Source organism: Conyzicola sp. (genome assembly GCF_057073975.1).
Genome location: NZ_JBXMIS010000092.1, coordinates 15,636 through 30,085, shown reverse-complemented (window position 1 = coordinate 30,085; position 14,450 = coordinate 15,636). Strand labels below are relative to the sequence as shown.

Below are 14,450 nucleotides of genomic sequence, written 5' to 3'. Positions count from 1 at the left end.
GGCGTTCGCCGCGAGGTTGCGGTGGGTGAGCGTCGCGCCCTTCGGGTTGCCCGTGGTGCCAGACGTGTACTGGATGACGGCCACGTCATCCACGCCCGGTCGCGCCACCGTCGCGGCGAGCGCCGGGTTGCGCAGCAGCTCCGCCCATGGCGTCGTTCCCCGCACCGCCGTCGTCAGGGCGTCGCGCGACTCGCGCGCCCGCTTGATCGGCAGTCGCAGCATGGCTCGCGTGACGAGCGACATCTCGCGCGTCATGTCGACGGAGACGATGTGGTTGACGGCGAGGTCGGTGGGCAGCTCCTGGACGGTGCCGACCACCTTGTCCCACGCGATGACGATCTTGGCGCCGTGCTCCTCGAACTGGTGGCGAAGCTCGCGCGGCGTGTAGAGCGGGTTGTGCTCGATGACGATGGCGCCGAGGCGCAGCACGGCGTAGAACGCGACGACGTGCTGCTGGCAGTTGGGCAGGATGATGGCGACGAGGTCGCCCTTGCCGACGCCGAGCGAGCGCAGCCCCTCGGCGGCCCGTTCGATCTGGTCGCCGAGCTGGGCATATGTCGTCGTCTTGCCGAAGAACTCGAGGGCGACGTTGCCGGGGTACTGGTCGACGCTCGACTGGATCAGGTCTGACAGCGACCCGGTCTGCTCGTCGATGTCATCGGGAACCCCGGGGGCGTAGGAGGCAAGCCACGGTCGGTCAGCGTCGGTCGTCATTGCCTCAGCCTAACTTCGCGAGAAGTGGTCAGGACAGCGGTGCGCCCATCGTCATGAGCGTGCTGCCAAGGAAGAACACGGCGACCATGACGAGCCCGCCGACGAGCGAGACCCAGAACGCGATCTTGCGGCGAAGCACGCGGGCGATGGCCCACGGGATCGACACGAGGGCGATGAGGGGCGGACCGAAGGTGCAGAGGGCCTGGCCGATGCGCACGGCGGTCGCGTCGCATCCGGCCGGGTTGCCGGAGCAGCCGGTGCTGATGGCTCCGAACGAGAACGCCGAGACGAGCAGCACGACCACGAGCAGGGCCTGCAGCAGCACGAACACGACGGTCAGCAGAAAGTCCCAGGTGCGTGGGGTGTTTGCTGGCGGTGTGCGGACGTCGGTTGTCATCGCGTGAGCTCCTCGGTTATTGCGTCGACGAAGGCGTCGACGTCGGATTCCTGCGTGTCGAACGCCGTCATCCAGCGAACCTCGCCGGCGGCGCGGTCCCAGTCGTAGAAGCGGAACTGCTCGCGGATGCGGTCGGCCGCCTCGTTGGGCAGCGTCGCGAAGACCGCGTTGGCCTCGGTCTTCTGTGTGAAGCCGAGCGCGGGGAGGTCTCGCGACTCGAGCGCACCCCGCAGCCGAGCGGCCATGGCGTTGGAGTGCTGCGCCGACCGCAGCCAGAGGTCGCCCTCGAGCAGGGCGATGAGCTGGGCGCTGACGAAGCGCATCTTCGACGAGAGCTGCATCGTGAGCTTGCGCAGGTAGGTGAGTCCCTCGCTGACCGCGGGGTTGAGCACGACGATCGCCTCGCCGTAGAGCAGGCCGTTCTTGGTGCCGCCGAAGCTGAGGATGTCGACCCCCGCCTCGGTGGTGAACTCGCGAAGGGAGACGCCGAGGGCCGCGGCCGCGTTGGCGATGCGGGCACCGTCGAGGTGGAGGGTCATGCCGCGCTCGTGCACGTGCTCTGCGATCGCCCGGATCTCGTCGACCGTGTACAGCGTGCCGAGCTCCGTCGTGTTGGTGATGCTCACGGCGAGCGGCTGGGCCCGGTGCTCGTCGCCCCACCCCCATGCCTGGAGGTCGATGAGCTCTGGTGTGAGCTTGCCATCGGGGGTGTCGACGGTGAGGAGCTTGAGCCCCATGACCCGCTCCGGTGCTCCACCCTCGTCGGTGTTGATGTGCGCGGTGCTCGAAGCCACCACGGCTCCCCAGCGGGGCAGCAGCGAGGTGAGGGCAGTGACGTTCGCGCCGGTGCCGTTGAAGACCGGGTAGGTGACGGCATCCAGCCCGAAGTGGGAGGCCATGACCTCTTGCAGCCGCGCCGTGTAGACGTCTTCGCCGTAAGCGACCTGATGGCCCCCGTTGGCCTCGGCGATCGCGGCGAGCACCTCGGGGTGGGCCCCGGCGTAGTTGTCGCTCGCGAAACCGCGCGAGCCGGGGTCGTGGAGTTGCGTCACGCCCTCATTCTCGCCTACCCGCACCTAGGATGCAGAAATGGCCCTCTCCGACGTCGAGACCCGACTGCTCGACCACCTCGACGAGCAGGCGCTCGTCGACTCCCTCGTGCGACTCGTGCGGGTGCCGAGCGTCACGGGCACCGACGCGGAGTCGGAGCTGCAGCACGAGCAGTCCGCGTTCCTGCTCGGCGCCGGCTTCGACGTCGACGCGTGGAAGATCGACCTCGACGCCACCCACGCGCATCCCGACTACCCTGGCCACGAGGCGCAGCGCCTCGAGGGCTACGGCGTCGTCGGCGTGCTCGGCGAGGGCACCCCTGCCCTCGTGCTGCAGGGGCACGTGGATGTGGTGCCCACCGGCGACCTCGACAAGTGGCAGAACCACGATCCGTTCAGCGGCTCGATCGTCGGCGGCACCCTGCACGGCCGCGGGGCGTGCGACATGAAGGCGGGGCTTGCGGCCAACATGGCGGTTGCCCGCGCGCTCGCCAGCTCTGGGGTGGTCTTGGAACGCGCGTTCGGCATCCATTCCGTCGTCAGCGAGGAGGATGGCGGGCTCGGCGCCTTCGCCACCCTGCTGCGCGGCCACACCGCCGACGCCGCGGTGCTCACGGAACCGACGAGCGGTCGCATCATGGTCGCCAACGCCGGCGCCCTCACCTTCGAGATCGCCGTGCCCGGTCGTGCCGCGCACGGCTCGACCCGGCTCGAGGGGGTCAACGCGCTCGATGCCTTCCTTCCCCTGTACACGGCGATCCAGCAGCTCGAGCGGGAGCGCAACGCGGCCGGCAACGCGCTCTTCCTCGATACGACCCTGCCCTACCCGATCTCGGTCGGCCGGGTTCGAGCCGGCGACTGGGCGAGCAGCGTGCCAGACCTGCTGACAGCGGAGGGGCGCCTCGGCGTGCAGCTCGGCGAAGACGTGTCGGATGCCCGTGCCGCCTTCGAGCGAACGGTCGCCGATGCCTGCGCCCGCGACCCGTGGCTGCGCGACAACCCTGCGGTGGTGACCTGGCCCGGCGGCCAGTTCGCCAGCGGTCGTATCGCAGAGGAGCACCCGTTCATCGACGAGGTCGCTGCCGCCGTCACCGCGTTCGGCGGGGCGGCACCCTCCCGGAGCGCCGCCCCGTACGGCAGCGACCTGCGGCTCTACAACGGGCTCGGCGGAATCCCGACCCTGCACTACGGGCCCGGAGACGTTCGCTTCGCCCACGCCCCGCGCGAGCAGGTCGAGATCGCAGAGCTCATCTCGGTGGCGCGCTCACTGCTCGTGCTTGCGGCGCGGCGGTGCGGGGCACACTTCTGAAACGGCGGAACTACCCCTTCAGCGCCTCCGCCAGCTTCACCCGGCCGCCCATGCGCAGCAGGCCGTTCGCGTAGACGCGGGATCCGATCGCGATCGTGACGGCGGTGGTCGCCAGCAGGATCGCGAGGGAGAGCAGCGGCTCCCACCAGGCGGCGGTTCCGAGGAAGACCCGCATCGGCATCCCGACCGGTGCCGCGAACGGCACGTACGACATGATCGTGATGACGAGCTCGTTGTCGTTGAAGAAGATGACGGCGAAGTAGGGAATCATCACGAGCATTGTCACCGGGGTGAGCGCGGAGCCGAGATCCTCGGTGCGGCTCACGAGAGCGGCCGCCGCAGAGTAGAGCGAGGCGAGCATCACGAAGCCGGCGGCGAAGAAGATCACGAACCAGACGAGCGACGGGCCGACATCGGCGAGCAGGATGTCCTGTCCTGTCGCGAGAAGCGCGATGCCGGCGACCAGCGCGATGCCCGCGATCTGCCCGAAGGCGAGGAGGCTGTTGCCGATGATCTTCCCGGCCAGCAGCAGTCGCACCGGCACGGTCGCCATGAGGATCTCGACGATGCGGGTCTGCTTCTCCTCGACGACGCTCTGCGCGATGATCTGGCCGAACGTGATCGCCGACATGAAGAAGGCGACGCCGAAGGCCAGCGAGACGAGGTAGATGAGGAAGGGGTTCTGGTCTGACGGCTCGAGCAGCTCGAGGCTCGGTGACACGCTCAGCGCGGTGATGACGCTGCCGGGGGAGTCGTCGAGCGCGATGACTGCCAGGCCGGTCGGCGACGAGTCGTCAGCCACCACGGCGGCTCGCACGTCGCCGTCGCGCACGAGCTGCTCTGCCTCGGCGCGGTCATCGGCCTCGACGACGTCGAACTGCTGTGTCGAATCCAGCGGCGCGATGGCACTGCCGACGGCCGCAACCCGGTCGGGTTCGGCGTTGCTGGAGACGATGCTGCTGATGACGATCGAGCCGAGCACGGCCAGCAGCAGGATCGCCGTCGAGATGACGAATGCCTTGCTGCGCAGCCGCATGCGAATCTCCCGCTCAGCGATGAGGCGGGTGGTGGAGAGAGCGGTCGGTGGCGAGAACACGGTCACTGGATGACCTCCTTGAAGATCTGGGCGAGCGATGGGTGCTTCGGGGCGAAGCGGAGAACCGCGGATGCGGCGAGGGCAGTCGTGAGCACCCGCTGGGCGACATCGGGCGATGCCTCGAACACGGCGTACCCGCCGTCGAACTCGAGCACCTCAACACCGGACTCCGCGCGCAGCCATCCGAGGTCGCCGGTGACCTGCAGCTCGAATCGGTCGGAGGAGTGCTCCGCGCGCAGCGACTCGCGGGATCCGCTTGCCCGGATACCGCCGTCGGCCAGCACGACGAGGTCGTCGCAGAGGCGCTCGACGATGTCGAGCTGGTGCGAGGAGAACAGCACGGGAACGCCGGCCGCCGCGCGGTCCTTGAGCACGGCGAGCACCGACTCGACGGCGATGGGGTCGAGTCCGGAGAACGGCTCGTCGAGCACGAGCACCTCCGGCTCGTGCACGAGGGCCGCGGCGATCTGGGCGCGCTGCTGGTTGCCGAGCGACAGCGACTCGACGAGGTCGTCGGCGCGCTCGGTGAGGGTGAGCCGCTCGAGCAGGCCGTCGGTGCTCTGCTTCGCCTGCGACGGCGACATGCCGTGCAGGCGGCCGAGGTAGACGAGCTGCTCTGCGAGCCTCATCTTCGGGTACAGCCCGCGCTCCTCCGGCATGTAGCCGAAGCGGCGGCGGGTAGCGGTTGAGAGCGGCTCGCCATCGAGGGTGACCGATCCGCTGTCGGGGCTGAGCACCCCGAGGATGATGCGCATCGTCGTCGTCTTGCCGGCGCCGTTGCTGCCGACGAAGCCGGTGATGCGGCCGCCGCGCACGCCGAAGGAGACATCCTTCAGCACGGCGCGGCTGCCGTAGGAGCGAGTCACGGAGTGGAGCTCGAGGAGTGCGTTCATGATCTCGACGCTACGCGGCGCGGGTAGTCCCGCACTTCCCCCTGGCGAGTGTCTGAGCGCTCCCCCTTAAGGAGGAGAGCCGCCCGGAACCGCGAAGCCGTTCTCGTAGGCGAACACGACGGCCTGCACCCGATCGCGCACACCGAGCTTGGCGAACAGGTTCGACACGTGGGTCTTCACCGTTGCCTCGCCCACGTAGAGCTCTGCGGCGATCTCGGCATTGGCATAGCCGCGGGCGATGAGCCGCAGCACGTCCTTCTCGCGATCGGTGAGCCCGACGGCGAGCGGGATGGGCTGGGTCGGCATCGGCCGGGCGAACTGCTGGATCACGCTGCGCGTCACGTCGGGCGAGAGCAGCGCGTCGCCGCGCGCCACGACCTGCACGGCCTCGACGAGCTGCTCCGGCGTCGCGGTCTTGAGAACGAATCCGCTCGCGCCGGCCTGCAGCGCGTCGAAGAGGTAGTCGTCGCGGTTGAAGGTGGTGAGAATCAGGATGCCGGCGGAGACCGCGTCGTCGGCGATCAGCATCCGGGTTGCCGTGATGCCGTCCATGTCTGGCATCTGCACGTCCATGCAGACGACATCCGGATGCAGCTGCCGCGCCAGGTCGACGGCCGTCGCGCCGGTCGCCGCCTCGCCGACGACCTCGATGCCCGGCTCGCTCTGCAGGATGATGCGCAGGCCCGTGCGCACCAGTTCCTGGTCGTCGACCAGCAGAACCCGGATCATACCTCGCCCGTCGGAATCGTCGCCCGCACGAGATAGCCGCCGCGGTCGCGCCGGCCGAACTGGATGCTGCCGCCGACCGCGTCGATGCGCTCCTGCATGCCGAGCTGGCCGAGTCCGGTGCTGCGGCGGCTGAGGCGACGCTGCACACCGGTGTCGGTCACCTCGAGCTCGACGGCGTCCGCCTCGTAGCGCAGTCGCACGTCGGCGGTCGCTCCTGCTCCGGCGTGCTTGCGAACGTTGGTCAGCGACTCCTGCGCGACGCGGTAGAGCGTGAAGCCCACAAGGGCAGTGAGAGGCCGCGGCTCGCCGATCACCCGCAGGGTCACCTCGACACCCGCGGCGGCCACGAGGTCTGGCAGCTGTGCGACACCCCGGGTGCTCGCGCTCGACGATGCCGGGTCTGCCTCCTCGTCGCGCAGCGTCGTCAGCAGGTGGTGCAGCTCTGCGACGGCGCTGCGGGCGCTCTGCTCGATGACCTCGAGCGAGGCGGTCGCCTGCCCGGGATCACTCGCGACGACCCGTCGTGCTGCACCGGCCTGCACTCCCATCACCGAGACGTGGTGGGCGACGACGTCGTGCAGCTCCCGAGCGATGCGCACGCGGTCGAGGGCAACCGCCTGTGCGGCACTGAGCTCGCGCTCAGACCGCAGCTCCTCCGCCTGCGACTCGAGCAGTGCGCGCTGGCGGGCCGAGGCCCACATCGCGTTGCCGAACGCCCACGCTCCGATGAAGTACAGCAGGTTGGTCGCCACCTGCACGACCGACCAGGCGGCGAGCTCGGAGAAGACACCAGACCGCGAGAAGTTCGGCATGAGCTCTGGATTGAAGACGGTGACCACGAGATTGACGAAGATCCAGACGAACATGCCGACCGTGATGACGGCGCGAACGACGTTGGCCATCTGACGGCTCTGGCCCCAGGCGCCGAGCGAGTAGATCGCGATGAACAGGGCGATGTTGGTGACCAGTGCCTCTGGCACGTTGAACTGGCCGCCGACGAAGAACGCGACGGCAACGGCAACGGCCGCAACGGCGGGGAAGCGGCGGCGAAAGGCGAGCGGAGCGGAGTACCCGATCACCACGACCACGGTGAGCCAGACCGGGGCGGGCTCTGGAAAGATGCCGATGCGGCTGTAGAGGGCGGCGGTGAGTCCACCGCTGACGGCGATGACGAACGCGAGCACCGCATCACGGCGGTAGCCGACGCGGCCAGGGCGCGGTCTGACCCAGGTCTCCATGGGTCACAACGCTACTGGCGCGCGTCGGCCGTCACATCCGTCACGCGGGGGAGGTGGCCGTGATGCCCTTCGTCGACTCGATCACGTCGCTCATCTTCTTCGAGAGGGCCTCGTAGAACATCGAGAGGGGAAACTCGTCGTCGAGAACGGCGTCGGTGTATCCCTTCGGCGGTCCGTCGAGGGGGATCTCACGCCGCACCCAGTTCGAGGCAGGATGCGGCGTGAGGGTGGTTGCAACCATGTCGTAGGCCGCGAGCCAGTGGGCGACCTTCGGGCGGTCGATCGACTTCCAGTAGAGCTCCTCGATCTCGTGGCCGAGGGCGATGACGACATCGGCCACCTCGTCCCAGTCGAAGGCGAGCTTCGTGTCGGTCCAGTGCAGCACGTGGTGCTGGTGCATCCACGCGAAGAGCAGCTGCCCGCCGAGACCGTCGTAGTTGCGCACGCGGGATCCCGTGATCGCGAAGCGGAAGATGCGATCGAAGATGACGGCGTACTGCACCAGCTTCGCGCGGTCGCGGGTCACGGCATCCGTGTCGTCTGCGCGTTCGAGCCGAACCGCCTCGCGGAAGGCGGTCAGGTCGCACCGCAGCTCCTCGAGCGAGTAGAGGAAGTACGGCATGCGCTGCTTGATCATGAACGGGTCGAAGGGCAGGTCGCCGCGCATGTGGGTGCGGTCGTGGATGAGATCCCACATGACGAAGGTCTCCTCCGCCAGGCGCTGGTCGCCCAGCAGCCGCGCAAGGCCCTCCGGCAGCTCGAGCTTCGTGATCTCGGCGGCCTCCCCGATTACCCGGCGGAACCGCGCGGCCTCCCGGTCGGCGAAGATGGCTCCCCAGGTGAAGGTCGGGATGCTGCGCATCGCCACCGTCTCAGGAAACAGCACCGCGGAGTTGGTGTCGTAGCCCGCGGTGAAGTCGATGAACCGGATGGGAACGAACAGCTTGTTCGAGTAGTCGCCTGCCTCGAGCGCGGCCACGAACTCCGGCCAGAGCACCTCGATGAAGACGGCCTCGACTAGCCGGTCGGTGGAGCCGTTCTGGGTGTACATCGGAAAGACGACGACGTGACGGAGGCCGTCGACCCGGTCGAGCTGTGGCTGGAACGCGGTCAGCGAGTCGAGAAAGTCGGGCACGCCGAATCCCGCTGCGGCCCAGCGCTCGAAGTCGCGAGCCGAAGCCTCGAGGTAGGCGTCATCGTGCGGCAGCGCCGAGCGCAGTGCGAGCATCGAGGACGCGATTGTCGCAACCAGATCACGCGCGCTCTCGTGGTTGGCGGCATCCGGGATGCTGCCGTCCTGCGCCTGCATTGGCTGGATCGCGGAGACGGCAGCTTTGAGCCCCGCCCATACGTCTTCGAGGACCTCGGGTTCACCGACTATCGACTGCGTGGACATGGCTTACCTCCGATCCCGTGACTAGGCGTACTCAGTCAACGGTATTCGCAGGATCGCGGCGCGTGGTTGTGAGTGACCTACAGGAACGTGCGCATGAGGAGGATTGCGCGCAGTTAAGTTGCACCAGCGGTTAAACGACGACGCACCACTCAAATTCGGGTAGGAGTGGTGCGTGTCGTTTTCTTTGGGTGTGCCACTCGGCGCTGGGTAAAGCACTCGGCTATTCGGGGTAACGCGAGCAACGCGGTGACAAGTCAGTGTCTCTACGACGAATTTAGCAGGACGACGAGGGGGTATACAACACAATGTCACGCCCCACGTCGGGGGCGCGGGGTACAGACTCGGGCGACAATAGAACGTGCTTGGAGTGCTATCGGGGTTCGCGGTCATCGGGGTCGTCATCCTCGTCGGCTTCGTCGCCGGCCGCCTCCGACTGCTCGGCGACCACGCGCAGTATGTGCTCAGCCGCCTTGTCTTCTACGTGCTGGCGCCGTGCCTGCTGTTCACGGTGCTCGCGAGGGCCGACGTGCACGAGCTGTTCTCCTCCCGACTCTCGGTCTCCGCGCTCGCGGCCGTCACGTGCTTCGCCCTGTTCGCCACCGTCGCTCTGCTGGTGTTCCGTCGGGCGGTGCCCGAGACCGTGATCGGGTCGCTGGGATCCGGCTACGTCAACGCGAACAACATCGGCATCCCTGTCGCGGCCTACGTGCTCGGCGACGCGAGCTTCAGCGCGCCGGTCATCCTCGTGCAGCTGCTGCTGTTCGCACCCGTGGCCCTCGCGATCCTCGATGCCTCGACTCGCGGCCACGTCTCGGTGCGGCTCGTGCTGCTCGGCATCGTGCGCAACCCGCTCATCGTGGGCTCGCTGCTCGGCGCTCTCGTTGCCGTCACGGGCGTCGAGCTGCCAGAGGTGGTTCTCGAGCCGTTCGCCCTCATCGGGGCGGCGGCCGTTCCCGTCGTGCTGATCTCGTTCGGGATGTCGCTGAGTGCCTCTCGACTACTCGCTCCCGGCAGCGGGCGCCGCGACATCCTGCTCGCCACCGCGCTCAAGCTGGTGGTCATGCCGGTGGTCGCGTGGCTGCTCGCGCGGTTCGTGTTCGGCCTCGACGGGCACGACCTCTTCGGCCTCGTGGTGCTCGCGGCTCTGCCGACGGCACAGAACGTGTTCAACTACGCCCAGCGCTATGAGCGGGGCATGATCATCGCCCGCGACACCGTGCTGCTCACGACCGTGCTCTGCGTTCCGGTGCTCTTCGTCATCGCCCTGCTGCTGGCGCCCTCGTGATGCTCGACGAGCTAGCGCCTCTGCTTAAGGCTTCAGCGCGCTATGACCACCAGTTGTCGCCGGAGTCCTCCGACTCGACGTCGAGCTCGACCAGCACCGGCACGTGATCGCTGGGGGCGTCGCCCTTGCGCTCCTCACGGTGGATGCTCGCTGCTGTCACGAGGTCGGCGAACGACTGGCTGCCGAGAATGAAGTCGATGCGGATTCCCTCATTGCGGGGGAACTTCAGCCGCTTGTAGTCCCAGTACGTGTAGCCCTCCGGAACGAGCGGTCGCACCACGTCGTGCAGGCCGGCGGCCTCGAAGGAGGCGAAGGCCGCGCGCTCCTCCGGTGACACGTGTGTCGACTGGCCGACCACGATATCCGGGTCTCCGTTGTCAGAATCGAGCGGGATGACGTTGAAGTCGCCCATGATCGCCACGGGAATCGTGGGGTTGGCGTCGATGAACGCCGCGGTCGAGTCGCGCAGCCGCCCGAGCCAGTCGAGCTTGTAGAGCAGGTGCGGGTCGTCGAGGGCGCGGCCGTTGGGAATGTACAGCGACCAGAGCCGGATGCCGTCGACCGTCACCCCGAGCGCGCGCGCCTCCAGCGGCTGGTCTGGCCCCTCTGCTCCTTTGAGAAACCCGGGCTGGCCGGCGAAGCTCGTCTCGACGTCGGTCATGCCGAGGCGGCTTGCGAATGCGACGCCGTTCCACTGGTTGAGGCCGTGGGCGATGACCTCGTAGCCGGCCTCCTCGAAGAGATCGGAGGGAAACTGCTCCGGCTTGCACTTGATCTCCTGCATCGCGAGAACGTCGACGTCTTCTCGCACGAGCCAGTCGAGCACGCGACCGGCTCTCGCCCTGATCGAGTTGACGTTCCAGGTCGCTACGCGCATGAGGCTACGGTACCCGTCGATCGGTAGGATTTACCGCGTGACCGACGCCAGCAAGCAGCAGCTCATCGACTACATCAAGGCAGACGCTGTCTTCCATGGCGACTTCACGCTCACGAGCGGCAAGAAGGCGACGTACTACGTCGACCTTCGCCGGGTGAGCCTCGACCACCGGGTCGCGCCTCTCATCGGCCAGGTCATGGTCGACCTGATCAAGGATGTCGATGACGTCGCTGCCGTCGGCGGCCTCACCATGGGCGCCGACCCGATCGCTGCGGCCGTGCTGCACCAGGGCGTGGCCATGGGCCGCAGCTACGACGCCTTCGTCGTCCGCAAGGAGCCGAAGGACCACGGCCGCGGCCGCCAGGTCGAGGGCCCCGACCTCGAGGGCAAGCGCGTCATCGTGCTGGAAGACACCTCGACCACGGGCGGATCACCCCTCGCCGCCATCGAGGCGCTGCTCAAGGTCGGCGCGATCATCGCCGCCGTCGCCGTCGTGGTCGACCGCAACACCGGTGCAAAGGAGATCATCGAGGCAGCGGGATACCCCTACCTCTCGGCGATCGGCCTTGCCGACCTCGGGTTGGAATAGTGTCTGATCGCAATCCCCCGCCGGGCTTCAACTGGGGTATCGGCGCCACGCCGGATCCGGAGGAGCCCGCTGCCCCGCTGACGCAGCAGCAGCCGCCCCCGCCCGCTCCCGCGACCAAGTACCCCGCGGCTCCGCCGCCCGCATCGCCGTTCACCCCGGCTCCGCCACCCGCGAGCCCGCCAACCCAGGCGGCGCCTCCACCGCCAGTCACACCGCCAACCCCCGCCGCGCCTCCGCCTCCCGCCGCCTGGGATCAGCCGACCCAGGCCTACGACTTCCGCACGCCGGCGTCTCCCGTGGTGCCGCCGGCGGCATCCAGCTACGACCAGCAGACTCAGCCATACGCCTTCGACGCCTCGATCAGCGGTGCAGCCGAGGTTCTCGGTGGGGCGCCTGTCGGGCTGCCAGAGCTGCGCGATGAGGGGCTCCGGCCACCCCAGCCCGCCTCGGCCATCGACTCACTGTTCGGCGAGAGCCAGTTCAAGGAGTATGACGACTCCGTGCTGCCGATCGAGGGCGTCAGTGCTCTCGCCTCCGGGCGTCCGCGCGAACCGCGCGAGCCCATGGGACGCACCCAGAAGCTGCTCGCCATCGTCGCCGGCGCGCTCGTCGTGGTGCTCGCGCTCGTCGGTGTGTTCCTGCTCGGAACGAAGACGCCCGGCATCATCCCGAAGCCAGATGCCAAGCCGGTCGAGGTGGAGAAGACAGCAGACCCCGTCGCCGCGCCACCCCCGGTCGGCCCGGTCGCCCCCGGCACCTACGCGTGGAACGAGCTGCTCGGCACCGAGTGCATCGAGCCGTTCACCGACGCGTGGGCAGAGGAGTTCACGGTCGTCGACTGCACCACGCCGCACACCGCCCAGCTCGTCTCCCGCGGCATCTTCGGCGACGAGGCGTTCGCACCGTACCCGGAGTCGATCGAGCTGCAGGCCCGCATCAACCTGCTGTGCACCTCGCCCACCAGCGTCAACTACGCGGCTGCTGGTGCGCTGAGCGATATCGCGGTCTCAGCGAGCTACCCTGCGACGGCGGAGCAGTGGGATGCGGGCGAGCGCGAGTACTTCTGCTTCCTCACGCGGTCGACGGGTGAGCCCCTCGCCGTGAGCCTCGCGAACGTGCCGGTTGCCGATGCGGCGCCAGTGGCGAGCATCCCCGGCAACGACCCGTAGGAGCTAGAGCTCGGTCTCGCGCGGCTCTGACAAGACGAGGTCGGCCACGGAGTCGAGGATCTCGTCGGGGCGGAACGGGTAGCGGTCGATCTCGGCCTGGTCGCTGATGCCGGTGAGCACGAGGATGGTGTGCAGCCCCGCCTCGATGCCGGCGACGATGTCGGTGTCCATGCGATCGCCGATCATGCCGGTGTTCTCTGAGTGCGCGCCGATCTTGTTCATGGCAGAGCGGAACATCATCGGGTTGGGCTTGCCGACGACGTATGGCTCTTTGCCCGTCGCCTTGGTGATGAGGGCGGCGACGGCACCCGTGGCCGGCATCGGCCCCTCAGCGCTCGGGCCGGTGGCATCGGGGTTGGTGACGATGAAGCGCGAGCCGTCGCCGATGAGACGGATCGCCTTCGTGATCGCCTCGAAGGAGTAGTTGCGGGTCTCGCCGATCACGACGTAGTCGGGGCTCGACTCGGTCATGATGAAGCCGGCCTCGTGCAATGCGGTCGTGATACCGGCCTCGCCGATGACGAAGGCAGAGCCGCCCGGCATCTGCGACTTGAGGAAGTCGGCGGTGGCGAGAGCGCTCGTCCAGATCGAGTCCTCCGGCACGTGCAGGCCGCTCGCCTTGAGGCGGGCGCTGAGGTCGCGCGGGGTGAAGATCGAGTTGTTCGTGAGCACGAGGTATGGGTTGCCCTGGTCGCGCCACTGCTGCAACAGCTCTGCTGCCCCGGGGACGGGGCTGTTCTCGTGCACGAGCACGCCGTCCATGTCTGTCAGCCAGCACTCGATCTCGCCGCGGTCGCTCATGGGGCAATGGTAACGAAGCTGGTGCCTTCCGGCAGACGTCGCTGGATGATGGCGATCGCATCCGGGTTCTGCTCCACCAGCACGAAGCGTCGTTTCAGTGCCGCCGCAACCGCCCCGGTCGTGCCGCTGCCCGCGAAGAAGTCGAGCACCCAGTCTCCCTCTGCGCTCGAGGCCTGCACGATGCGGCGCAGCACGCCCTCGGGCTTCTGCGTCGCGTATCCGGTCTTCTCCTTGCCGGTCGGCGAGACGATCGTGTGCCACCAGACGTCGGTCGGCAGCTTGCCGCGCTCTGCCTTCTCTGGGGTGACGAGCCCGGGCGCCATGTACGGCTCGCGGTCGACGGCGGCGTTGTCGAAGAAGTAGGTCGCAGGGTTCTTCACGTAGACGAGGATCGTGTCGTGCTTGGCCGGCCATTTCTTCGTGGCGCGGGCGCCGTAGTCGTAGGCCCAGATGATCTCGTTGAGGAAGCACTCGCGCCCGAAGAGCGCGTCGAGCACGACTTTGGCGTAGTGCACCTCGCGGAAGTCGAGGTGGAGGTAGAGCGTGCCGCGGTCGTCGAGCAGTCGCCATGCCTCGATGAGCCGTGGCTCGAGAAACTCCCAGTAGTCGGCGAAGTGGTCGTCGTAGGAGTACAGGGTTCCCTTGATCGACTCGTAGCTGCGGCCCTTGAAGCCGGTGCGCGATCCGCCCTCCGCTCGCTTGGTCGTGATCGTCTGCCGCGACTGGGGCCGACCCGTGTTGAACGGCGGATCGATGTAGATGAGGCGAAAGCTCTCGTCTGGCAGGGCGGCGAGCACGGGCAGGTTGTCGCCGGCGACGACCGTGTCGGGGCCGTCAGGGGTCCAGGCGGCGGTCATGTGCAGAGGTTAACAGATCGAGCATGACGCGGTGGTGGGCTAGCCTCGACG

The 14,450-nt window shown here is 68.1% G+C and carries 15 protein-coding genes; 4 read left to right on the top strand and 11 right to left on the bottom strand.

From position 1 onward, the window contains the following. The 3 genes from AC14A7_RS08430 to AC14A7_RS08420 form a co-directional block, all read right to left on the bottom strand. Nucleotides 1–714, bottom strand: a 714-nt coding sequence (locus AC14A7_RS08430; RefSeq protein WP_484008100.1) for an AMP-binding protein, incomplete at its 3' end; no start/stop codon positions are given. A 28-nt stretch (nt 715–742) separates the two neighbouring features. Further along, nucleotides 743–1,111: a hypothetical protein gene (locus AC14A7_RS08425; protein ID WP_484008099.1), complete on the bottom strand. Its 369-nt coding sequence runs from the start codon at nt 1,109–1,111 to the stop codon at nt 743–745. Further along, on the bottom strand, nt 1,108–2,163 hold the full coding sequence (locus AC14A7_RS08420) for a threonine aldolase family protein (RefSeq protein WP_484008097.1): 1,056 nt from the start codon (nt 2,161–2,163) through the stop codon (nt 1,108–1,110). The genes AC14A7_RS08425 and AC14A7_RS08420 overlap by 4 nt, the downstream gene beginning before the upstream one ends. Nucleotides 2,164–2,200: 37 nt before the next feature. Here AC14A7_RS08420 and AC14A7_RS08415 point away from each other — a divergent pair, with 37 nt between their 5' ends. Next, nucleotides 2,201–3,469: an ArgE/DapE family deacylase gene (locus AC14A7_RS08415; protein WP_484008095.1), complete on the top strand. Its 1,269-nt coding sequence runs from the start codon at nt 2,201–2,203 to the stop codon at nt 3,467–3,469. Nucleotides 3,470–3,479: 10 nt separating this feature from the next. On the opposite strand, the gene AC14A7_RS08410 is transcribed toward AC14A7_RS08415, so the two are convergent. The 5 genes from AC14A7_RS08410 to AC14A7_RS08390 form a co-directional block, all read right to left on the bottom strand. Continuing rightward, complete coding sequence (locus AC14A7_RS08410; protein WP_484008094.1) at nt 3,480–4,571, bottom strand: ABC transporter permease; 1,092 nt, start codon at nt 4,569–4,571, stop codon at nt 3,480–3,482. After that, nucleotides 4,568–5,458, bottom strand: coding sequence for an ABC transporter ATP-binding protein (locus AC14A7_RS08405; protein WP_484008092.1), 891 nt, complete (start codon nt 5,456–5,458; stop codon nt 4,568–4,570). Before AC14A7_RS08405 ends, AC14A7_RS08410 begins: the two co-directional genes overlap by 4 nt. 66 nt (nt 5,459–5,524) lie before the next feature. Then, nucleotides 5,525–6,187, bottom strand: a complete 663-nt coding sequence (locus AC14A7_RS08400) for a response regulator (RefSeq protein WP_484008091.1) — start codon at nt 6,185–6,187, stop codon at nt 5,525–5,527. Further along, a complete protein-coding gene (locus tag AC14A7_RS08395) occupies nt 6,184–7,425 on the bottom strand; it encodes a sensor histidine kinase (RefSeq protein WP_484008089.1) in 1,242 nt (413 codons plus the stop codon). Before AC14A7_RS08395 ends, AC14A7_RS08400 begins: the two co-directional genes overlap by 4 nt. Nucleotides 7,426–7,465: 40 nt before the next feature. Continuing rightward, nucleotides 7,466–8,821 carry a DUF6421 family protein gene (locus AC14A7_RS08390; protein ID WP_484008088.1) on the bottom strand — a complete coding sequence of 452 codons (1,356 nt, stop codon included), beginning with the start codon at nt 8,819–8,821 and terminating at the stop codon, nt 7,466–7,468. Nucleotides 8,822–9,179: 358 nt separating this feature from the next. On the opposite strand from AC14A7_RS08390, the gene AC14A7_RS08385 reads away from it, so the two are divergent. Beyond that, the gene (locus AC14A7_RS08385; RefSeq protein WP_484008087.1) at nt 9,180–10,106 is read left to right on the top strand and encodes an AEC family transporter; all 927 of its coding nucleotides are present in this window, start codon (nt 9,180–9,182) and stop codon (nt 10,104–10,106) included. Nucleotides 10,107–10,146: 40 nt separating this feature from the next. On the opposite strand, the gene AC14A7_RS08380 is transcribed toward AC14A7_RS08385, so the two are convergent. Further along, a complete protein-coding gene (locus AC14A7_RS08380) occupies nt 10,147–10,983 on the bottom strand; it encodes an exodeoxyribonuclease III (protein WP_484008086.1) in 837 nt (278 codons plus the stop codon). A gap of 37 nt (nt 10,984–11,020) precedes the next feature. Here AC14A7_RS08380 and pyrE point away from each other — a divergent pair, with 37 nt between their 5' ends. Beyond that, nucleotides 11,021–11,572: an orotate phosphoribosyltransferase gene (gene pyrE, locus AC14A7_RS08375; RefSeq protein WP_484008085.1), complete on the top strand. Its 552-nt coding sequence runs from the start codon at nt 11,021–11,023 to the stop codon at nt 11,570–11,572. Then, nucleotides 11,572–12,741 carry a hypothetical protein gene (locus AC14A7_RS08370; protein ID WP_484008083.1) on the top strand — a complete coding sequence of 390 codons (1,170 nt, stop codon included), beginning with the start codon at nt 11,572–11,574 and terminating at the stop codon, nt 12,739–12,741. Before pyrE ends, AC14A7_RS08370 begins: the two co-directional genes overlap by 1 nt. A 3-nt stretch (nt 12,742–12,744) precedes the next feature. Here the strand turns inward: AC14A7_RS08370 and AC14A7_RS08365 are convergent, their stop codons facing one another. Both AC14A7_RS08365 and AC14A7_RS08360 read right to left on the bottom strand, forming a co-directional pair. Next, entirely contained in the window at nt 12,745–13,542 is a 798-nt protein-coding gene (locus AC14A7_RS08365; protein ID WP_484008082.1) for an HAD-IIA family hydrolase, read from the bottom strand. Beyond that, entirely contained in the window at nt 13,539–14,399 is an 861-nt protein-coding gene (locus AC14A7_RS08360) for a DNA-methyltransferase (protein WP_484008080.1), read from the bottom strand. The genes AC14A7_RS08365 and AC14A7_RS08360 overlap by 4 nt, the downstream gene beginning before the upstream one ends. Nucleotides 14,400–14,450 lie beyond the last annotated feature (51 nt).